Annotated in this window: 25 protein-coding genes; 21 read left to right on the forward strand and 4 right to left on the reverse strand. The window is 70.5% G+C overall.

Features of this window, described 5'->3' with window-relative positions; genetic code table 11:
* Positions 1–45 precede the first annotated feature (45 nt).
* From BWO91_RS03260 to BWO91_RS03285, 6 genes are all read left to right on the forward strand, one after another.
* A complete protein-coding gene (locus BWO91_RS03260; protein ID WP_064297117.1) occupies positions 46–657 on the forward strand; it encodes a DUF1349 domain-containing protein in 612 nt (203 codons plus the stop codon).
* 69 nt (positions 658–726) lie between these two features.
* Entirely contained in the window at positions 727–1,104 is a 378-nt protein-coding gene (locus tag BWO91_RS03265) for a PadR family transcriptional regulator (protein ID WP_079001210.1), read from the forward strand.
* A complete protein-coding gene (locus BWO91_RS03270) occupies positions 1,101–1,862 on the forward strand; it encodes a hypothetical protein (RefSeq protein ID WP_079001212.1) in 762 nt (253 codons plus the stop codon). The genes BWO91_RS03265 and BWO91_RS03270 overlap by 4 nt, the downstream gene beginning before the upstream one ends.
* Positions 1,859–2,503 carry a hypothetical protein gene (locus BWO91_RS03275; protein WP_079001214.1) on the forward strand — a complete coding sequence of 215 codons (645 nt, stop codon included), beginning with the start codon at positions 1,859–1,861 and terminating at the stop codon, positions 2,501–2,503. The genes BWO91_RS03270 and BWO91_RS03275 overlap by 4 nt, the downstream gene beginning before the upstream one ends.
* Before the next feature lie 51 nt (positions 2,504–2,554).
* The gene (locus tag BWO91_RS03280) at positions 2,555–3,148 is read left to right on the forward strand and encodes a short chain dehydrogenase (protein WP_079001216.1); all 594 of its coding nucleotides are present in this window, start codon (positions 2,555–2,557) and stop codon (positions 3,146–3,148) included.
* A 117-nt stretch (positions 3,149–3,265) separates the two neighbouring features.
* The gene (locus BWO91_RS03285) at positions 3,266–3,679 is read left to right on the forward strand and encodes a phage holin family protein (protein WP_064297122.1); all 414 of its coding nucleotides are present in this window, start codon (positions 3,266–3,268) and stop codon (positions 3,677–3,679) included.
* Between the two features lie 23 nt (positions 3,680–3,702).
* Here the strand turns inward: BWO91_RS03285 and BWO91_RS03290 are convergent, their stop codons facing one another.
* The gene (locus tag BWO91_RS03290) at positions 3,703–4,995 is read right to left on the reverse strand and encodes a helix-turn-helix transcriptional regulator (RefSeq protein ID WP_079001217.1); all 1,293 of its coding nucleotides are present in this window, start codon (positions 4,993–4,995) and stop codon (positions 3,703–3,705) included.
* Between the two features lie 101 nt (positions 4,996–5,096).
* Between BWO91_RS03290 and hxlB the strand changes: the two genes are divergently transcribed.
* The 5 genes from hxlB (at position 5,097) to BWO91_RS19900 (ending at position 8,996) form a co-directional block, all read left to right on the forward strand.
* A complete protein-coding gene (hxlB, locus tag BWO91_RS03295) occupies positions 5,097–5,708 on the forward strand; it encodes a 6-phospho-3-hexuloisomerase (protein WP_079001219.1) in 612 nt (203 codons plus the stop codon).
* A 70-nt stretch (positions 5,709–5,778) separates the two neighbouring features.
* Positions 5,779–6,405 (forward strand): 3-hexulose-6-phosphate synthase, encoded by a 627-nt coding sequence (gene hxlA / locus BWO91_RS03300; RefSeq protein ID WP_064297125.1) that lies wholly within the window; start codon positions 5,779–5,781, stop codon positions 6,403–6,405.
* A 269-nt stretch (positions 6,406–6,674) separates the two neighbouring features.
* Positions 6,675–8,198, forward strand: coding sequence for a carboxylesterase/lipase family protein (locus BWO91_RS03305; protein ID WP_079001220.1), 1,524 nt, complete (start codon positions 6,675–6,677; stop codon positions 8,196–8,198).
* Positions 8,199–8,302: 104 nt separating this feature from the next.
* The gene (locus tag BWO91_RS19575; protein ID WP_153303370.1) at positions 8,303–8,479 is read left to right on the forward strand and encodes a hypothetical protein; all 177 of its coding nucleotides are present in this window, start codon (positions 8,303–8,305) and stop codon (positions 8,477–8,479) included.
* 352 nt (positions 8,480–8,831) lie between these two features.
* A complete protein-coding gene (locus BWO91_RS19900; protein ID WP_162852292.1) occupies positions 8,832–8,996 on the forward strand; it encodes a hypothetical protein in 165 nt (54 codons plus the stop codon).
* Between the two features lie 90 nt (positions 8,997–9,086).
* Here BWO91_RS19900 and BWO91_RS03310 read toward each other — a convergent pair whose 3' ends face one another.
* Positions 9,087–9,836 (reverse strand): type 1 glutamine amidotransferase, encoded by a 750-nt coding sequence (locus BWO91_RS03310; protein WP_079001222.1) that lies wholly within the window; start codon positions 9,834–9,836, stop codon positions 9,087–9,089.
* Between the two features lie 137 nt (positions 9,837–9,973).
* Here BWO91_RS03310 and dcd point away from each other — a divergent pair, with 137 nt between their 5' ends.
* Positions 9,974–10,564: a dCTP deaminase gene (gene dcd, locus BWO91_RS03315; protein WP_056009122.1), complete on the forward strand. Its 591-nt coding sequence runs from the start codon at positions 9,974–9,976 to the stop codon at positions 10,562–10,564.
* A 63-nt stretch (positions 10,565–10,627) separates the two neighbouring features.
* Positions 10,628–11,155: a hypothetical protein gene (locus BWO91_RS03320; RefSeq protein ID WP_079001224.1), complete on the forward strand. Its 528-nt coding sequence runs from the start codon at positions 10,628–10,630 to the stop codon at positions 11,153–11,155.
* Positions 11,156–11,179: 24 nt separating this feature from the next.
* Here the strand turns inward: BWO91_RS03320 and BWO91_RS03325 are convergent, their stop codons facing one another.
* Positions 11,180–11,665: a MarR family winged helix-turn-helix transcriptional regulator gene (locus BWO91_RS03325; protein ID WP_079001226.1), complete on the reverse strand. Its 486-nt coding sequence runs from the start codon at positions 11,663–11,665 to the stop codon at positions 11,180–11,182.
* 45 nt (positions 11,666–11,710) lie between these two features.
* On the opposite strand from BWO91_RS03325, the gene BWO91_RS03330 reads away from it, so the two are divergent.
* Together BWO91_RS03330 and BWO91_RS03335 are read left to right on the forward strand one after the other, a co-directional pair.
* A complete protein-coding gene (locus BWO91_RS03330) occupies positions 11,711–12,655 on the forward strand; it encodes an EamA family transporter (protein ID WP_079001228.1) in 945 nt (314 codons plus the stop codon).
* A complete protein-coding gene (locus BWO91_RS03335; protein ID WP_071261816.1) occupies positions 12,652–13,089 on the forward strand; it encodes a YdeI/OmpD-associated family protein in 438 nt (145 codons plus the stop codon). Before BWO91_RS03330 ends, BWO91_RS03335 begins: the two co-directional genes overlap by 4 nt.
* A 60-nt stretch (positions 13,090–13,149) precedes the next feature.
* Here the strand turns inward: BWO91_RS03335 and idi are convergent, their stop codons facing one another.
* On the reverse strand, positions 13,150–13,695 hold the full coding sequence (gene idi, locus BWO91_RS03340; protein WP_064297132.1) for an isopentenyl-diphosphate Delta-isomerase: 546 nt from the start codon (positions 13,693–13,695) through the stop codon (positions 13,150–13,152).
* Between the two features lie 85 nt (positions 13,696–13,780).
* On the opposite strand from idi, the gene BWO91_RS03345 reads away from it, so the two are divergent.
* The 6 genes from BWO91_RS03345 to BWO91_RS03370 are packed head-to-tail and all read left to right on the forward strand — an operon-like array spanning position 13,781 to position 18,989.
* Entirely contained in the window at positions 13,781–14,854 is a 1,074-nt protein-coding gene (locus BWO91_RS03345) for a polyprenyl synthetase family protein (RefSeq protein WP_079001229.1), read from the forward strand.
* Positions 14,851–15,819: a phytoene/squalene synthase family protein gene (locus BWO91_RS03350; protein WP_079001231.1), complete on the forward strand. Its 969-nt coding sequence runs from the start codon at positions 14,851–14,853 to the stop codon at positions 15,817–15,819. The genes BWO91_RS03345 and BWO91_RS03350 overlap by 4 nt, the downstream gene beginning before the upstream one ends.
* Positions 15,816–17,396, forward strand: coding sequence for a phytoene desaturase family protein (gene crtI, locus BWO91_RS03355; RefSeq protein ID WP_079001233.1), 1,581 nt, complete (start codon positions 15,816–15,818; stop codon positions 17,394–17,396). Before BWO91_RS03350 ends, crtI begins: the two co-directional genes overlap by 4 nt.
* Positions 17,396–17,749, forward strand: a complete 354-nt coding sequence (locus BWO91_RS03360) for a lycopene cyclase domain-containing protein (RefSeq protein ID WP_079001235.1) — start codon at positions 17,396–17,398, stop codon at positions 17,747–17,749. The genes crtI and BWO91_RS03360 overlap by 1 nt, the downstream gene beginning before the upstream one ends.
* Positions 17,746–18,126 (forward strand): hypothetical protein, encoded by a 381-nt coding sequence (locus BWO91_RS03365; protein WP_079001237.1) that lies wholly within the window; start codon positions 17,746–17,748, stop codon positions 18,124–18,126. The genes BWO91_RS03360 and BWO91_RS03365 overlap by 4 nt, the downstream gene beginning before the upstream one ends.
* Complete coding sequence (locus BWO91_RS03370; protein ID WP_071261826.1) at positions 18,123–18,989, forward strand: prenyltransferase; 867 nt, start codon at positions 18,123–18,125, stop codon at positions 18,987–18,989. Before BWO91_RS03365 ends, BWO91_RS03370 begins: the two co-directional genes overlap by 4 nt.
* The last annotated feature ends 26 nt before the right edge of the window (positions 18,990–19,015 follow it).

The following is a 19,015-nucleotide window of genomic DNA, read 5'->3' on the forward strand; positions in this document are numbered from 1 at the left end:
ATCCGGGCGACTCACCGGAACGGGCGATCCCGATAGGGTCGGACCATGCACACCGACGTGACCCGCATCGACGGGCTTCCCGACCTCGCCTGGACCTCGACCCGCGGAATCGCCGCGTTCGACGCCGATGCCGGAGCGCTCACCCTCACCTCCGCCGCCGGCGTCGACTGGAGCAACAGCTCGCTCGGTGGGCCGCGTGAGTTGCGTGCCACGGCGCTCGCCTTCGACGCACCCGAACACTTCACGCTCTCGGCGCGGATCGCGGTCGTGAGCGAGCGCAGCACCTTCGACGCCGGCGCCCTCGCACTCTGGATCGACGACGAGCACTGGGCCAAGCTCTGCTTCGAGCAGTCGCCGCAGGGGCAGGCGATGGTGGTGAGCGTCGTGACGAACACCTGGTCGGACGACGTGAACTCGACGCACGTCGCGGCCGACCACGTGTGGATGCGTGTCAGTCGTCTCGGTGAGGCGTGGGCGTTCCACAGCTCGACCGACGGCGTCACGTGGGACTTCGTCCGGGTCTTCCGTCTGCACAGCGACGCCCCGGTGCGCGTCGGCTTCCTCTCGCAGGCGCCGCTCGGTCCACCCTGCGAGGCGCGGTTCGACGAGATCGCCTTCGGAGCAGCACCCCCGACGGACCTCCGCGACGGGAGCTAGTCGTCCTCGACCGGTGCGACCGCGGGTCCGGAGTTGACGTATCGGAACCTATCTTCCTATAGTGGCTCCATGGCACGCAGACGACCCGGCACGCTCTTCCCGCTCGAGCTCGACATCCTCGACGTCGGCACCGTGTTGCAGGCGACCGATGGGAGCTTCTACGGGTTCGCCCTCGCCAAGCAGCTCGCCGAAGCCGGGGATGCCGCCCTCACTGCGCACGGCACGCTCTACAAGGCCCTGTCACGGATGGCGGATGCCGGCCTGATCGAGGCGACGTGGGAGGCTCCGGAGGTCGCCGAGGCGGAGGGCCGCCCCCGTCGACGGCTGTATCGGATCACGGGCGAAGGCGCGACGGCCAGGGATCGTGAGCACGCGAGGATCGCCGGTGAGCAGGCCTCCGCGGCGAGGCCGGCGGGTGCGGCGTGGACGCAGGGGGCGATCGCATGACCGCCGTCCGGACACCGGAGTACCGCACGGCCGCCCACCGCGTCCTGAACTGGTGCGGGTGGTACACCCGAGACCTCTCGCCCGACGTCGCCGGGGAGCGCCGCGACGAGATCGCCTCCGACCTGCACGAGCACGCCGTCTGGGCCCAGGAGACGGGCGTCACGCCACAGCGGCTCCGGCGCGACATCATGCTGCGGGCCATCCGCGGGATCCCGCACGACCTCTCGTGGCGCTCCGGGCAGTTGCGCGCGGGCCACGGCGTCGATCCGATGCCGCTCGGCATGCGGCGGGCCGGTGATGTCCTCGCAGCGCTCGTGGTGACCGGCGGCGTCCTGGTCACGGGAGCGGCACTGTTCCTCCTCGTCCGGATCCTGCGTGCTCTCGTCATCGGCGACGTCGTCGAGGTGCCGATGGGCGCGCTCGGTGTGGCGATCGCCGCGGTCCTGGGCATCGTGGGGCTCGTGCTGTCGCTGCGGCGACGCAGTCGATGGCTCGGCGCGGGGCTCCTGGCGCCCGCAGCGGTCCTCATCGGCGTGCTCGCGGGCGACATCATGTACCGCGTCAGCGCGACCGGCGTGCTCATCGTGTCCCGCCTGAGCTCGCACGGCGCCGGATTCGAACCGTGGTGGGTGATGAGCGTGGCGATCGGGGTCGGGGCGGCGCTCGGGTTCATCGGAGCCGCGGTGTGGTGGTGGCCGGGGGGTCGCCGAACGACGGAACGGGACGCAGTGGCGTCGATGCAGGGGGAGACGGTATGAGCGGCAGCGAGATCCACGACGGGCCGGACGCGGCGCAGGAGGCGGCACCCGTCCGCCGGAGTTCCGGAATGCTCCGACGACGGATCGGGCTCGGCATCGCGATGAGCGGGGTGCTCGCGGTGGCGGCAGGCGGGGTGTTCATCGGGGTGTCGAACGCCCAGGCGGCCGCTGACGACGCCCGATCCCTCGAAGCGGTCGCCGAGGCCGCCGCGTCGCTCGACGACCTCCCGCCCGTCGAACCCGTGGTGCCCGCGGATCCCGCTGCCACGCCGGACGCTGGCGAACCCGTCTCGCCGGCGTCCGGAGTCGACTACTCGCAGACGCCGGAGGGCTGGTTCGACGCGACCACCGATCCGGCGGACATCCCACCCAGCTCCGACCCGGGATTCCGTGACGGGATCTGGGAAGCACAACAGCAGATCATCGCGAAGTGCATGGCTGATCAGGGGTTCTGGTACGCCTGGACGAACGAACCCTCCAAGATCCTCGATCCGCTCTTCGGCATGGTCATGTCGGAGTCGTCCGATGCGGCGTTCCTGGCCCGGTGGGGAACGAACCCCGACGATCAACCGTACGACTGGAAGCTCGCCGGCTGCCACGGCTACGCCGTCCACGTCACCGGGATGGACGACGCCCACTGACGCCGTTGATCGGCGGCGCCGGCGTCCGACGCCGGTGCTAGCGTCGCCCGCATGAGAATTCTGTTGATCGGAGCCAGTGGACAGGTCGGACGAGCGGCGCAGGACGCCCTCGCGGAACGTCACGAGGTGATCGCGGTGTCACGCTCGACCGCGCCTGCCGTCGACACCACCGACGAGGCGTCGGTCGAGGCGCTGTTCGCCGAGGTGGGCGAGGTCGACGCGGTGATCGTCGCCGTCGGCTCGGTCCCGTTCAAGCCTGTGGGGGAGCTGACGCGCGACGACTACCGCGCGGCCTTCCTCGGCAAGGTGCTCAGCCAGCTCGACGTCGTGCGGATCGGGACGCCGTTCGTCCGCGACGGCGGCTCCTTCACGCTCACGACGGGCATCCTCGCCCGCGAGCCGATCGCGACCGGTGCGGCGGCCTCGATGGCCAACGGAGCGGTCGAGTCCTTCGTGATCGGTGCCGCCCCGGAACTCCCACGCGGCATCCGCATCAACGCCGTCAGCCCCACGGTGCTCGCCGAGGCCACCGGCTACCACGACGCGTTCCCGGGCTTCCCGCCCGTCGCCTCCGACGTGGTCGGCCTCGCCTTCGTGCGCGCCATCGAGGGTGTCGGCACCGGTCGGGTGCTCGCGCTGGACTGAGCCGTCCCGGCACTCCCGAGGGGAGGCATGTCGTCGTCCGGCCGTCCGTCAGGCGACGATCCGCCTCCCCTCAGTCGCGCTCTCGACGCGGCCGACACCCAGCGCTAGGGTCGGCACATGACCCGCTTCCTGCTGAGCATCGCCGTCAGTCTGCTGTCCTCGGCGATCGGGCTGCTCGTCGCGGACTGGGTCGTACCCGGCGTCCGCTTGTCGCTCGGCGGTTTCGTCATCGCCGTCGTCGTCTTCACGATCGCGCAGGGCGTCCTCGGGCCCTTCATCCTGCGCCTCGCGCGGCGCTACGCCTCAGCGATCCTCGGCGGCATCGGACTCGTGACGACGCTCGTGTCGTTGTTCGTCGCGTCGATCCTCCCCGGCGGCCTCCACATCCGCGGTGTCCTCGCCTGGGTGCTCGCACCGCTGGTGGTGTGGCTGGTCACGGCGCTCGGGAGCTGGATCCTCGGTTGGGCGCTCATCACGCGACGGTTCGGCGACCGGGATCGCGATCGAGGCGGCAAGCGCACGAAGCGGTAGGCGGCGGCGGAGCCCGGACGGGATCAGCGGCCGGCGGCCAAGGCGGCTGCCAGCTCGACGCGGCTCGCCACGCCGAGCTTCCGCAGGACGTTCGCGATGTGGAACTTCACGGTGTTCTCGCTGATGGTGAGGGTCTCGGCGATCGCCCGGTTCCGTGCTCCTCCGGCGGCCAGCTCGGCGACGCGCCATTCGCGCTCGGTCAACGCGGCGGCCGCCGAGTCGGAACGTGTCTGGGCTGCGGGCGGTGGGTCGAGCGGAAGCGTCACGTGCAGTTCCGAACCCCACCCGGGCGTCGCCTGGACATCGAGACTGCCGCGGAGTGCGGCGACGCGAGCGCCGAGCTGCTGCACACTCGGGGTGTCGACGGTCAACTCGCCGGGGCCGTCGTCGCGGATGCCGATGAGCAGGTTGCTGCCGTCGCAGTCCCACTGCACCCGGACCCGCCCGACCGAGGACTGCTCGACGAGTGCGAGGACGGTGCCGCGGACGATCGCCCGTCCGGCGTGCGCCACTTCACCGGGGAGGGCCCGGCCGTCGACGGGCGGCTCGATGAACTGGACCTCGGGACCGCCGAAGCGGGCCAGCGGACGGAGATCCTCGCGGAGTCTGGCGAAGGCGCGCGCGACCGGTTCCTCGGCCAGTTGGCGGTCGCGGTCGGACACCGCCCGCAGCTCGACCATCGCGGCCGAGGCGATCTCGGTCACCGCCGTTCGGGCGTCCTCCGCCGACGTCTGCCGTGACCGGGTGACGGCGAGGATCGACTCCAGTGTCGTCGCATGGGCGTCGGTGAGTTCCGCGATGGCGCCGGCCCGCTCGCTCGACGCCGCCCGCGAGTCACGGAGGTAGTCGGGGGCCGCCGTCGCGACCTGCTGCCGGATACCGGCCGCGACGACCTCCCACAGGGCGCCGATGAGCCGGTCGTCGATCGACCCCTGTGGGTCGGTCAGGACGAGGAGGGCGCCGGTGTCGGCGAGCCACGCGGCGATCGGACGTTCCGCGCCTGCGATCACCGCCGACGTCGGCCGGTCGGCGTGTGGGTCGGCATCGGCGGTCACAGCGGTGGCCGGGCCGCGCGGGGTGCGCTGTCGGACCGCGTCGAGCTCGGCGATCGTGACGCCCTCGACGATCGCGGGGTCGCCGGCCTTCTTCCGGGGGCGGCCGGTGCAGTCCTCAGTGAAGATCACGAGCGCGGAATGGGCGACGACCGGCTCGAGGACCTCCCGGAACGCACCGGCGATGCGCAGCAGCGAGCTGGATGCGACGGAGGCCAGGCCGTCGAGCAGCTCGACCGGGTAGGTGACAGAGCGTTCGATCATGTCCGCACCCTATCCCATCCGCCTCCTCCCACCCGTTCGGGTAGGTGAAACCGTTCGGCCGAGCAGCGGTGCACCTACCCGATCACGCCCAGGATGGAGGGATGTCGAACCCCTCCGTCCCTCCATCCACGTCGGTGACGCCTGCGACCTCGACGGTCCAAGGGGCGCTCGCCGCGATCGACGCCGATCTGCATCGCACCGTGTCGAGCCTGCTGGAGGCCGATCCGGCGTCGTTCGCCGGCGCACTCGAGCGCCTGCGAACGGCGGACCGCGTGTTCGTGTCCGGTGCCGGGCGTTCCGGTCTCGCGCTCCGGATGACCGCGATGCGACTCATGCACCTCGGGCTCACCGTGCACGTCGTCGGCGAGACGACGACCCCCGCGATCGCCGCCGGTGATGTCCTGCTCGTCGCCAGCGGCTCCGGCACGACGACGGGCGTGGTGCGCGCCGCGGACACGGCCGTCTCCGTCGGGGCGCAGGTGGTCGCCATCACGACCGACCCAGCATCCCCGCTCGCCGAGCTGGCCGCCGAGACGATCATCGTCCCCGCCGCGCAGAAGACCGACCACGGCGGCACGCGTTCCGTGCAGTACTCGGGCAGCCTCTTCGAGCAGGCAGTCATGCTGCTCGGCGACGCGTTCTTCCATGCGCTCTGGCAGTCGGACGGTGTCAGTGCCGAGGAGCTGTGGCCGCGCCACGCGAACCTCGAGTAGTCGCTCCGATCTTTTCCAACGCGCCCGGCAGACGTCGGACGCCTCCCATCACGACAGAAAGCAGCACCACATGAAGCTCCAGGTAGCCATGGACGTCCTCACCACCGAGGCAGCCCTCGAACTCGCCGGGAAGGTCGCGCCCTACGTCGACATCCTCGAGCTCGGCACACCCCTCATCAAGAGCGAGGGCCTGCGTGCCGTCACCGCGGTCAAGGACGCCCACCCCGACAAGATCGTGTTCGCCGACCTCAAGACCATGGACGCCGGTGAGCTCGAAGCCGACATCGCCTTCTCCGCCGGTGCGGACATCGTCACCGTCCTCGGAACCGCAGGTGACAGCACGATCGTCGGCGCCGTGAAGGCCGCGAAGGCGCACGGCAAGTCCGTCGTCGTCGACCTCATCGGGGTCGCCGACAAGGTGCAGCGCGCCAAGGAGGTCACCGCTCTCGGCGCCGCATTCGTCGAGATGCACGCCGGTCTCGACGAGCAGGCGGAGGAGGGCTTCACCTTCCAGACGCTCCTGTCCGACGGTGAAGCGGCCGCCGTGCCGTTCTCGGTCGCCGGTGGCGTGAACGTGTCGACGATCGCGTCGGTGCAGCAGGCGGGCGCGCAGGTCGCGGTCGCCGGTGGGGCAATCTACTCGGCCGACGACCCGGCGGCTTCCGCAGCAGCACTGCGCGCGGCAATCGTCGCCTAACCCCTCCGCCAACCCCGCATTCGTCGGGTTGGCCAGCGCGGTGCGCTGACGTGAGCGCGGTGCATCGGACGTGAGCGCGGGTCTCCAGAGACCCGCGCTCACGGCTCCGGGGCGCGCTCGGGTCAGCGCACCGCGCCGGCGTCTCGGGTGGGTCGGCTGGGTGAAGTCCGAACATCGGACGGGATTCGGGTGCGACGCGGCATACTGGGCGGATCACCACGCGACGCTCGTCGGATGAGCGCGCAGCCGAGTACCCGGAGGATCCGCCGATGACGACCGATTCCAGCCCAGAGCAACCCATCGCACAGACGTCCTCGGGAGCGGTTCGCGGCACGCGCCGCGCCGACGGGTCGGTCGCCTTCCTCGGCATCCCGTTCGCCGAGCCGCCGATCGGAGCGAGACGGTTCCAGGCCCCCGAGCCCAGGGCGCCCTGGGACGGTGTCCTCGACGCGACCGCCTGCGGTGCGACACCGCAGCGGAAGGCCATGGCCGAGATCACGACGATCCCGGAACCGTCGATCCCCGGCGACTCGACGCTCAACGTCAACGTCTTCACACCCGACCCGACTCCGACCGACGAGGGCGCCGGCCTGCCCGTCCTCGTGTGGATCCACGGCGGCGGCTTCATCGCCGGGTCGCCCGCGAGCCCCTGGTACGACGGCCGGGCCTTCAACCGCGACGGCGTCGTCACGGTCTCGGTGTCCTACCGCCTCGGCTTCGACGGCTTCGGCTGGCTGCCCGACGCCCCTGCCAACCGCGGTGTGCTCGACTGGATCCTCGCGCTCGAGTGGGTGCGCGACAACATCGCGGCGTTCGGTGGTGACCCGCAGCGGGTCACGATCGCCGGCCAGTCCGCCGGCGGCGGGTCCGTCATGACCCTGCTCACGGTCCCGTCGGCCAGGCACCTGTTCGAGCGGGCGATCTCGGTGTCCGGAGTGCCCGGCGACGTCCCGCTCGTCGAGGCGCAGGCCCTGACCGCGCGACTCGCCGAGCACCTCGGGGTGCCCGCAACCCTGGCCGGTTTCGCGAGCGTCTCGGAGGCGACGCTGATCGAGGCTCAGGGCTTCGAGGCCGTCCCCGGTGGGGCGACCGATCCGGAGTCCGTGCTCCGAGGGATGACGACGATGAACGGCCGCCTCGGTCTCGGGCCGGTGGTCGACGGCGAGCTGGTCGTCGACACCGTCGAAGCGGGCATGATCGCGGGACGAGGTGCGGACAAGCCGTTGCTCGTCAGCGCGACCCGAGAGGAGTTCGCCGGGTTCTTCACCGGTCGGCTCGACGAGTTCGACGCCGTGGCGCCGACGCGTGCCCTCGAGCTCATGGGTGTGCCGGAGCCGCTCGCCGAGGCGTACGTCGCGACCCAGCCCGGCGAACGCACGGGACTCGTCGCGGGTCGCTTCGTGAGCGACGTCATGTTCCGGGAGCGCGTCATCCGCTGGCTGGCGCTGCGTGACGACGCCGAGACCTGGGTGTCCGACTTCGTGTGGCGCTCGGCGGTGAGCGGGATCGCGGAGCACTGCCTCGACGTCCCGTTCATCTTCGACGTGCTCGACGACCCGGACGTCACCCGGGTGGCGGGCCCGCACGCGCCGCAGGAGCTGGCTGATCGGGTCCACGGTGCAGTCGTGGCGTTCGTCCGAGACGGGTCACCGGGCTGGTCGAGGTCCGACCGCGACGCCTCCGGGATCGAGGTGTTCGACGCGGCCGGGGCACCGACGGTCGAACCGTTCGCGAGTGCACGCGTCCTCGCAGCGGCGAAGCGACTCGGGGAAGCGGCATCGACACCGTCCTGACGGACCTGGGCACCCGACTCGTAGGACGAATCGGACCGTTCTGCCAGGGGGTGTGGCTGTGAGGCGTCCCGCGTTACCGTCGGGACACGAGGAAAGGAATCAGCATGAGCGACCCACGAGACGAGATGGACGACCCGATCGGCGACGCGCAGGAGGCGATCTCCCGATCGCTGCCCGACAACGCTCCCGGGAGCGACGATCCGATGGCGGCGCCGACGGTCGACGAGCCGGGCTCCGAGCCCGGTGACGGTGACCCCGCCGACCAGCCGGGCCTCCTCTAGCGCGGCTCGCCCGGGACGGTCTTCGGCTCGGGAATCCCTGGTCAGCGCGGTGCTGTCGACCGAGCTGTGGTGATTCGGTGCCAGCGCGGTGCGCTGGCCCGAACACCCGGGATCAGGCCTGAGCGCGGCCCATACGCGTGAGCGCGACCCTCCGGAGACCCGCGCTCACGCGTGTGGTCCGCGCTCGCGTCAGCGCACCGCGCTGGCACACACCGACACGGTGGATGGCGGAGGTGTGCAACGCGGGGGCGCTCCGCGCGCGTAGCGGAACGACTTCGGACGATGTCAACCCCCGCGACGGAATGGTCGGGCCCCCATACGGTGGACGGAGTTCTGCGAAAGGAGCTTCACCATGAACATCCTGCTCATCATCGTCATCGTCGTTGCCATCGTTCTCGCCATCACCGGTGGGTTCGTCCAGTCCCTCAACTTCCTGCTGTGGGTCGGCCTCGTGCTGCTCGCGATCGCGATCATCGCGTTCCTGATCAGGACGATCACGGGTCGCAAGGCGCTCTAACTCGAATTCGAGTCCACGAAGCGGTCGGTCCCTCCGGGGGCCGGCCGCTTCGCTGTGTCCGGGGTGGTGCGTCCGGGCGGGATCCGAGCCCTATCGCAATGACGGATCGACGCTCGTCCGTCGGAGCACCGCGTCGGCGAAGGCCCCGAACAACCGCTCGCCGGCTTCGCGCATCGGCCCCGCCACGGCGGCGACCTCGGACCGCAGCCGGTCGGCCGCCTCGTCCGCGGTCCCGGCGATGAACGGCAGGTCGCGGAGCATGAGCGGTTCCGCGAGCCATCGGTCGAGCATCGGCGGGTCGACCTCGAGGTGGAACTGCGTCGCGAAGACCCGGTCCTCGATCCGGAACGCCTGGTTCGGCGTCGACGGCGACGACGCGAGCACTGTCGCCCCATGCGGAGCCTCGACGACGTCGCCATGCCAGTGCAGCACCGGTAGCCGCTCTCCGCGCATACCGAGTTCGCTCTCGGTCAGGAGTTCGACGTCGCCGACACCCACCTCATGCGCCGCCGCCGAGTGGAGGGTGGCGCCGAGGGCCGTAGCGATGAGCTGGTGCCCGAGGCAGATCCCGAACACCGGGATGCCGAGTACCGCCGCATCGCGCACGAGCTGCGCTTCGAGCCCGAGACCCGGGTGCTCCTCCACGTCGAGCGCGCCCATCGGGCCACCGAGGAGGACGAGCCCGTCGAACCCGGTGATCTCGCGCGCCGGCGGCAGCTCACGGCGCTCGACGACCGTGTCCAGCGTCCAGTCGATCCCCGATGCCGTCAGCACCTCGCCGAGCACCGCCGGTCGCTCCCAGGGGACGTGCTGCAGGATGAGGACGTGCGGTCTGGTCATCGGAGGCCTCCAGGTCGCTGGGGTGGCGCGACCGGTCTCCGCCGGGTCGCGGAGGTCGTCACCGTGGGAGCATCGTAGCGAATCCGGGCGCCGCCACCGGCCCGAGGCTTCAGGCTCCCGGCCGATACACTGTCACCGTGCTGCTCTCGGACCGTGACATCAAAGCCGAACTCGACGCCTCCCGCATCGCGCTCGACCCCTACTCGCCGGAGATGATCCAGCCGTCGTCCATCGACGTGCGCCTCGATCGCTTCTTCCGCCTCTTCGACAACCACAAGTACCCCTTCATCGATCCCGCGGAGGATCAGCCCGAGCTGACGCGCCTCATCGAGACGCTGCCGAACGAGCCGTTCATCCTGCACCCCGGCGAGTTCGTCCTGGGGTCCACGTACGAGCGGGTGTCCCTCCCGGACGACGTCGCCGCACGCCTCGAGGGCAAGAGTTCGCTCGGTCGTCTCGGTCTCCTCACGCACTCGACCGCCGGCTTCATCGACCCGGGCTTCACGGGCCATGTCACCCTCGAGCTCAGCAACGTCGCGACGCTGCCGATCAAGCTCTGGCCGGGGATGAAGATCGGTCAGATGTGCTTCTTCCGGCTCACGTCACCGGCCGAGCGCCCGTACGGGTCGAGCGAGTACAGTTCCAGGTATCAGGGACAGCGTGGACCCACCGCCTCCCGTTCCTTCCAGAACTTCCACCGGACCGACGTCGGCGAGACGCAACGCTGACGTCGGACTGAGGCGGGTGTCCCGACGACGGACGAACAGGTGGACCAGCAGAAAGGCCCCGCCATGAGCACGTCAAAGCGACCCGACTTCGCCCGCGCGATCACCGCCGACGGGCCGACGCCGCTCTACCCGCGTCGCATGGTCCGGTTCGGGCAGTTCGTCGGATCCTGGGACGTCCACTCGAAGCGCCTCGACGACGAGAGCGGCGAGTGGGTCGAGTCCGACTTCCGTTGGATCGTGTCGTACATCCTCGAAGGGCGTGCCGTGCAGGACGTCCAGCTCGTCGCGAACGACGCGGAGCCGTCGGGCTGGGAGACGGTCAGCACGGCTCTCCGCGTGTACGACCGGTTGATGGGCGCCTGGCGCGTGAACTACGTCGAGCCACGGCGCGGCGAGTTCTGCCAGCTCGTCGCGACGCCGCACCGCTCCGACGGCATCCGCCAGGACGGCACGCGGAACGACGACAAGCTCATCCGGTGGAACTTCAGCGGCATCACCGAGGACTCGTACACCTGGGAGAGCTGGGTGTCCGACGACGAGGGCGCGACCTGGTGGCTGCAGGAGCACAACGAGGGTCGCCGCATCGCCTGAGTGGCTCCGTCTCCACCGCGACACTCAGGTGTCGGTGCGCGCCAGGCGCTCCAGGAACGACGCCAGCCGCTCGCGCTCGGCCGTGGAGAAGCCGTCGAGGATGCGCTCCTCGGCGGCGAGGTGATCGGGCAGGGCCGCTTCGACGAGGCGCTTGCCGGCCGGGGTGAGGGCGACGACCGTGCCGCGCCCGTCCTGCTCGCTCGGACGGCGCGTCACGAGACCGCGCTCGACGAGCTTGTTCACGCGCTGGGCGATCGCACTCGACGTCACCATCGACCAGTGCGCGAGGTCCTTCGGCGCGAGTTCGTGCGGTGAGCCCGAGCGGAGGAGGGTCGCGAGCACGTCGAACGACGCGCTGTCGAGCCCGTGCTCGGCGAAGGTCGAGGAGAGGCGTGCGTCGACCGCCGTCGCGGCCCGTGACAGGCGTCCGATGACGGCCATGGGTGAGACGTCGAGATCGGGTCGCTCGGTCCGCCACTGGCCCAGGATGTCGTCGACGCGCGTGCTCATCCGGCCAGCATAGTGATTTGCTTAGTGCTGAGCTATTATTGCTCAGTGCTTAGCAATCAACTCCGCATCGCCGCCGTCACCGCCATCGCCCCGATCAGCTGGGGGACGACCTACCTCGTCACGAGCGAACTGCTCCCGCCAGGACGACCGCTGCTGGCAGCCGTGCTCCGGGCGCTGCCTGCGGGCCTCCTGCTCCTCGCGATCACACGAACCCTCCCGGTCGGCGGCTGGTGGTGGCGATCGCTCGTGCTCGGCACGCTCAACATCGGTGCCTTCTTCGCGTTCCTCTTCCTCGCCGCCTACCGACTGCCCGGCGGGGTCGCCGCGACCATGGGGGCGATCGGCCCGGTGCTCGTCGCCGTGCTCGCGAGCCTGCTGGTGGGGGAGACGTTGACCGTGCGCCGGGTCGTCGCGGGATTCGCCGGAGTGGCCGGCGTCGCGCTGATCGTGCTGCAGGCCGACGCCCGTCTCGATGTGATCGGCGTCGTCGCCGCACTCGCCGGTGCTGCGTCGATGTCGCTCGGATCGGTGCTGAGCAAGCGGTGGGGGAGACCCGAGGTCGGCCGCCGGATCGGCACGCGCCGATGCGCGGACCCGGACCCGTCCGAGGTCAGCGGCGCACCGGTCTCCGGCCTCGCATCGACCGCCTGGCAGCTCGTCGCCGGCGGCATCGTGCTCGTGCCGGTGCTGCTCATCGTCGAGGGGCTCCCATCGGCCGCCCCGGACGCAGCTGCGATCGGCGGATACGCCTACCTCTCCCTCGTGGGCACAGCCCTCGCCTACACCCTGTGGTTCCGTGGCATCGCAGCGCTGCCCGTCGGGTCCGTGTCGTTCCTCGGCCTCCTGAGTCCCGTCGTCGCCGTGCTGGCAGGCCTCGTGGTCCTCGGCGAGGCACTGAGCCTCGGACAAGTGCTCGGAATCGGGGTCGTCGCCGGCTCTCTCGTCCTGGTCTTCACCGCGAGGCGGCCCCGGGCCATACTGAGCGCATGAGATTCCGCACCGTCATCGAACTCCAGGGCAACAACACCGGCATCCTCGTCCCCGACGCCGTCGTCGAGGGCCTGGATCGTGGCAAGCGCGTGCCCGTCGTCGTCACCGTCGGTGCGACCACCTACCGCAGCACCATCACGCCGATGGGCGGCCGGTACCTGATCGCGCTGAGCGCCGCCAACCGCGCCGCCGCCGGGGTCGCGGGAGGGGACGAGGTCGAGGTGGACCTCGAGCTCGACGAGGCACCGCGCGTGTTCCCGTTGCCGCCCGAGCTCGAGACGGCGCTCGCGGGAGACGAGCAGGCGCTCGCCGCCTACGGAGCCCTGTCGTTCAGCCGTCAGCGCGCGCTGGCCGAGCCGGTCGCGCTGGCGAAGACGGATGCGACGCGAGACAAGCGGATCGCCGCGGCCGTCGACGCACTCCGCGGCGCCTGACCTCGCTCAGTCGCCTGAATCTGCTCGAAAACCGGGGCGATCCGTGCAGATCCGGGCGGCTCAGCGGGCCGTGGACTCCGCGAGCAGCGGCACGACGAGCGGCAGCTGGAGCGTCAGCCACGGGCTGAACGCGAAGGGTGCCTGCTCGACGGACGCCAAGAGCGATTCGGGCTCGGCCCAGGCCCACTCCACGACCTCGTCGGGGTTCGGCTCGGGCGTCGCGTCCGTGTAGGCGACGTAGACCGGGCAGATCTCGTACTCGACCACGCCCGAGGCGTCGACGGCGCGATACCGGAAGTCGGGCAGCACCAGTTCCGGCGCGGAGATCGGCAGGCCCAGTTCGGCACTCGCCCGACGCAGCACGGCGTCCACGCTGTCCTCGTCCGGGCCGGGGTGTCCGCAGAACGAGTTCGTCCAGACGCCCGGCCACGTGAGCTTCGAGAGCGCGCGCCGGGTCACGAGGATGCGTCCGTCGGGCCCGATGACGTGGCAGGAGAACGCGAGGTGGAGTGGCGTCTCCAGCGTGTGGACGGTCGCCTTCGGCGTGGTGCCGATGCGGGTGCCGTCCTCGGCGAGCAGGACGACGAGTTCTTCGGGTACCGACATGCGTCCATTCTCCCCGACGATCGGGGCGAACGCGAATGGACAGCTAGCGTACTAATCTCACCGCTCCGTGAAGTAGCCTCGTGATATGGAGACCCACCACGTCGTCGACGTGCCCTATCGACAACAGCATCAGGTCGAGGATGCCCTCGAGCGTTTCCTCGAACTGGCGAAGACGCAGGCGGTGTCGTTCGGCGGCGCCGGCTACCTGCGGCTCTGGGAGACCATCGAGCGCAGCATGGCCGGCGGCAAGCGGTTCCGTCCCCGGATGGTCATGACGGCGTACGAGGCGCTGGGTGGCGAGGACATCGTCGCGGCCGCCCACGTCGCGGCCGCCTACGAACTCCTGCACACCGCGCTGATCGTCCACGACGACGTGATCGACCGCGACTTCGTCCGGCGCGGCAGCCCCAACGTCTCCGGTAGCTACCGCGACATCGCGCAGACCGCGGGCATCCCGCTGCCGCTCGCCGAGCACCGCGGCATGTCCGTCGCCGTCATCGCGGGCGACCTCGCCCTGTCCGCGTCCTACCGTCTGATCGACCGCGCCGGGAGCGCCGACTCGGTCCGCACCCGCCTCCGCGAGATCCTCGACGACGCCATCTCCGCTTCGGCAGCCGGTGAGCTCGCCGACGTCGACTTCACGGTCGGCGGCGTCGTCCCGACGGTCGACGACATCATCCGCATGGAGCGCCTGAAGACCGCCTACTACTCGTTCGAGGCGCCACTGCAGTCGGGTGGTGTCCTGGCCGGTGCTCCGGAGGCGACGATCGACGCGCTCGGGGCCTTCGGGCAGCAGATCGGCATCGCCTACCAGATCATCGACGACGTCCTCGGCGTCTTCGGCGACTCGAAGACGACCGGCAAGACGACGATCGGCGACCTCCGCGAGGGCAAGCTGACGGTCATGGTGGCGTTCGCAGCGGAGCAGCCCGAGTGGCACGCCGTCGAGCACCTCTTCGGCGACCCGGACCTCGACGAGGAGGGTGCCGCCGTCCTGCGCGACGTCCTCACGACGACGGGCGCCCGCCAGCACGCGACCCTGCTGGCCGGTGACTACGCCAACCGCGCCTGGGAACAGCTGGCCTCGCCGAGCATCCCGGCGCAGCTCCGCGACGAGCTCCGCCCCATCGTCGCCACCGTGCTCGAGCGGTCGCGATGACCGCAGCAGGGGACGGGACCGGGCGACCCACGGACGACGCCTCGGCGGTCGGCGACGCACGACAGCTCTACGACCGGGTCGCGCAGGAGACCGCCAGCATCGTCATCCGTCGGTACTCCACGTCCTTCGGTCTGGCGGCCAGGCTGCTGGGTGGCGACATCCGCCAGGACGTCGAGAACGTGTACGCGCTCGTGCGGATCGCCGACGAGATCGTCGACGGTGTGGCCGCGGCCGCGGGGCTCGACCCCGAGCGGGTCCTCCGCATGCTCGACGCGCTCGAGCGGGACACCGAGGACGCGATGGAGACGGGATACAGCAGCAACCTCGTCGTCCACGCCTTCGCCATCTCGGCGCGGTCCGCGGGCATCGAGACCGACCTCACACGTCCGTTCTTCGCGTCCATGCGTGCGGACCTCTCGCGCACCGTCCACACCCCGGAGACGTTCCGCGACTACGTGTACGGCTCCGCCGAGGTCGTCGGGCTCATGTGCCTGCGGATCTTCCTGCGCGGCCACGACGTCGACGACGCCCAGCGCGCCGCGTTCGTCGTCGGCGCCAGGAGTCTCGGTGCCGCCTTCCAGAAGGTCAACTTCCTGCGCGACCTCTCGGCCGACCACGACGAGCTCGGACGCAGCTACTTCCCGGGTGTCGCCGTCGACGAGCTCAGCGAGGCGCAGAAGCACAGCCTGCTCGACGACATCGAAGCCGATCTCGACCGTTCGGCAGCGGTCCTCGGACGGCTGCCGAAGTCGAGCCGTCGCGCGGTCGCCCTCGCCCAGGAACTCTTCTCGGAACTCGCCCGACGCATCCGGACGACGCCGGCCTCGGCCCTCGTCCGCACGCGTGTCCGGGTACCCGACCCGGTCAAGCTCCGCATCGCCGCCGGTGCGCTCGCCGGCCGCACGCCAGCCACGACCGGCACCACCGCCTCCATCCCGACGATCGACGAGAGTTCGCAGTCATGACCCCCTCCCACAACCGCACCGTCGTCATCGGCGGCGGCATCAGCGGTCTCGCCACCGCAGCCCTCCTCGCCCGCGACGGCCAGCGGGTCACGCTGCTCGAACGACGCGAGGTGCTCGGCGGCCGCGCCGGCACCTGGGAGCAGGACGGCTTCACCTTCGACACCGGCCCGAGCTGGTACCTCATGCCGGAGGTCTTCGACCACTTCTACCGGCTGCTCGGCACCTCCGCCGCCGAGCAGCTCGACCTCGGTCGACTCGATCCGGCCTACCGTGTCTACTCGGAGGGCCGCGACGGACACCTCGACCTCGCCGCCGACCGGGCCGGCAACCTCGCCCTGTTCGAGTCGGTCGAGCCCGGTGCCGGCGCGAAGATGGACGAGTACCTCCGCAGCGCGAAGGAGACGTACGAGATCGCCATCCGGAGCTTCCTGTACACGACGTTCGAGTCGTACCGGACGCTCGCGAGCCGTGAGGTCCTCGCCCGGATGCCGAAGCTCGCGAAGCTCCTGACGGAGGACCTCGACACCCTGGCCGCGCGCACCGTCTCCGACGTCCGGTTGCAGCAGATCCTCGGCTACCCGGCCGTGTTCCTCGGCTCATCGCCCTTCGAGGCGCCGAGCATGTACCACCTCATGAGCTACCTCGACCTCGAGGACGGCGTGCTCTACCCGCAGGGCGGCTTCTCGCGGATCATCGACACGATCGCCGAGCTCGCCCGCGCCGAGGGTGTGGAGATCATCACGGGCGCCGAGGTCACCGGCATCACCACGATGCCCGCCGGCCGCCGCGCCAGGGTCGACGGCGTCAACTACCTCGACGCCGACGGTCGTCGGCAGCTGCTCCGCGCCGACCGGGTCGTGTCCGCCGCCGACCTGCACCACACCGAGACGACGCTGCTGCCCCGCGAACTCCAGACCTACCCGGCCGAGTACTGGGAGAAGCGCACGGCCGGTCCCGGAGCCGTGCTCGTCATGCTCGGCGTCCGCGGCGAGCTGCCGGAGCTCCTGCACCACAGCCTGTTCTTCACGGCCGACTGGCGCGACAACTTCGGCCGCATCTTCGGCGAGGAGACGAGCGTGCCCGACCCCGCGTCGCTCTACGTCTGCCGCCCGAGCGCGACCGATGCCGGCGTCGCACCCGACGGCCACGAGAACCTGTTCATCCTGGTCCCGGTCCCGGCCGACCCGTCCATCGGTGGCGGGGGAGACGCGCGGGTCGCGGAGATCGGCGACGCCGCCATCGCACAGATCGCCGAGTGGGCCGGCGTCCCCGACCTCGCCGAGCGCATCGTGGTGCGTCGCGACGTCGGACCAGCCGACTTCGCGACCGACCTCAACGTCTGGAAGGGCACCGCCCTCGGACCGGCGCACATCCTCTCGCAGAGCGCGATGTTCCGGAGCGGCAACGTCAGCAAGAAGGTCGACGGCCTGTTCTACACCGGTGGCTCCACCATCCCGGGCATCGGCCTGCCGATGTGCCTCATCAGCGCGGAGCTCGTCGTGAAGCGCATGCGCGGCGACCTCACCACCGGACCGATGGCTGAGCCGTTGCGCGCGCGCGCCGAGGCGACCGGCTGATGGGTCTGCTGTACCTGCTGGCGCTGCTCGTCTCGATCACCGGGATGGTCATGCTCGACCGGCGGTTCCGGCTGTTCTTCTGGGCCGACCGACGGCGGGCCGCGATCATCCTGCCGATCGGCGTCGTGTTCTTCCTCGTGTGGGACCTGCTCGGTATCGGCACCGGCATCTTCTTCCGCGGTGAGACGGCGTTCATGACCGGGCTCCAGGTCGCGCCCGAGCTGCCGATCGAGGAGGTCTTCTTCCTGACGCTGCTCTGCTACCTCACGATGAACCTGTTCGGTGCGGCGCGACACACGCTCGGCCGGGTGGCCCGCCGGACGACCGGCGCCGCCGAGGTGAGTGGACGATGACCTACTGGGCCCTCAACGCATGGTTCCTCGCCGTCGTGGCGGTCATCGCCCTGCTGGCGGTCGTGCGGCTCGATCGACGCCGTGCGAACGGATCGCGGTCCGCCGGCCTGACGGCGGGCACCTGGCTGCTCGCGGTGGGCGGTGGGCTCGTCGTCCTCCTGCTCATGACCGCGCTGTTCGACAACATCATGATCGGCATCGGGCTCGTCGGCTACGACCCGGCACTCATCTCCGGCGCCTTCGTCGGCATCGCGCCCCTCGAGGACTTCGCCTACGCCATCGCCGCGGCCGTCCTGCTCCCGTCCCTCTGGGTGCTCCTCGAGCGCCGAACCCCTGCTCCCGTCTCCCCATCCCCGTCCCAGGAGGACCCGGCATGAACCGACTCGGCCAGCTCGTGCTGTCCTCCCGACCGCTGTCGTGGATCAACACCGCCTACCCGTTCGCAGCGGCGTACCTGCTGACCACGCGCGAGCTCGACCTCACCTTCTGGCTCGGGACGCTGTACTTCCTCATCCCGTACAACCTCGCGATGTACGGCATCAACGACGTCTTCGACTACGAGTCCGACCTGCGGAACCCGCGCAAGGGCGGCGTCGAGGGCGCGGTCCTGGACCGTCGGATGCACCGGTTGACGATCTTCGCGGCGATCGTGACGAACGTCCCGTTCCTCGTCTACCTCGTCGTCATCGGGTCGCCGCTGTCGTGGCTCGTCCTCGGGATCAGCGTGTTCGCGCTCATCGCGTACAGCGCGCCCGGCCTGCGGTTCAAGGAGCGGCCGTTCATCGACTCGCTCACCTCGAGCACGCACTTCGTGAGCCCGGCGGTCTACGGCCTCGTCCTCGCCGGTGCGGTGTTCACCCCCGCACTCTGGGCACTGCTCGTCGGCTACTTCCTTTGGGGGATCGCCAGCCACGCCTTCGGTGCAGTGCAGGACATCATCGCCGACCGGGAGGGCGGGATCGGCTCGATCGCGACGGTCATCGGTGCGGCGGCGACCGTCCGGTTCGCCTTCGTCGCCTACCTCGCGGGTGGTGCGCTGATGCTCGTGACCCCGTGGCCCATCCCGTTGGCTGGCCTGCTCGCACTGCCCTACGCCGCGAGTGTGCTGCCGTTCTGGAACCTCCGCGAGGAAGACGCCGAGCGGGCCAACGCGGGCTGGAAGCGGTTCCTCCGCCTCAACTTCCTGACGGGCTTCCTCGTCACGATGCTCATCATCTGGTACTGGTTCCTGACGTCCTGACCGGAACCCGCGACCCTGTCTCAGGA

Origin of the sequence: Plantibacter flavus, from assembly GCF_002024505.1 — a bacterium.
Classification (GTDB): Bacteria; Actinomycetota; Actinomycetes; order Actinomycetales; family Microbacteriaceae; genus Plantibacter; species Plantibacter flavus_A.